We start from the raw sequence: 459 nt of genomic DNA, 5'->3' as shown, positions 1-459 counted from the left end.
TCAGAGGGTGGTTTCGCCGTTGAGGCCGAAGTAGTCGTGCCATTTTTGGCCGGGTGTGAAGGTGGTGCCGGTGGAGAGTCCGACGTAGACGTCGTTGGTGGTGTTTTTGGTGAAGACGATGATGTCGTCTTTGTTGTCGCCGTTGACGTCGGCGAGGTAGGGGAATTCGCCGGTGAGGCAGAAGTGGTCGTTCCATTTGATGGTGGTGCCGGTGAAGGTGGTTCCGGTGCTGGTGGCGGCGTAGACGTCGGCGTTGGTGTTGCAGGTGAAGGTGACGATGTCGTCGCGTCCGTCGCCGTTGATGTCGCCGACGCGGGGTTGTTCGCCGGTGATGGCGAAGAGGTCGTGCCATTTTTGGGGTGGGCCGAATGTGGTGCCGGTGGAGAGGGCGATGATGACGTCGGCGGCGGTGGTGGGTCCTTGGGTGAAGGTGATGATGTCGTCTTTGCCGTCGCCGTT

At 60.8% G+C, this 459-nt stretch carries 1 protein-coding gene; it reads right to left on the bottom strand.

Annotation, left to right across the window (positions count from 1 at the left end; genetic code table 11):
- Positions 1-459, bottom strand: a 459-nt coding sequence (locus tag QSK20_RS31950) for an FG-GAP repeat domain-containing protein (RefSeq protein ID WP_285792326.1), incomplete at its 5' end; no start/stop codon positions are given.

Origin of the sequence: Micromonospora sp. NBRC 101691, from assembly GCF_030269285.1 — a bacterium.
Taxonomy (GTDB): Bacteria; Actinomycetota; Actinomycetes; order Mycobacteriales; family Micromonosporaceae; genus Micromonospora; species Micromonospora echinospora.
Note: the sequence above shows the minus strand (reverse complement) of the source record. Positions and strands in the feature narration are given on the sequence as shown.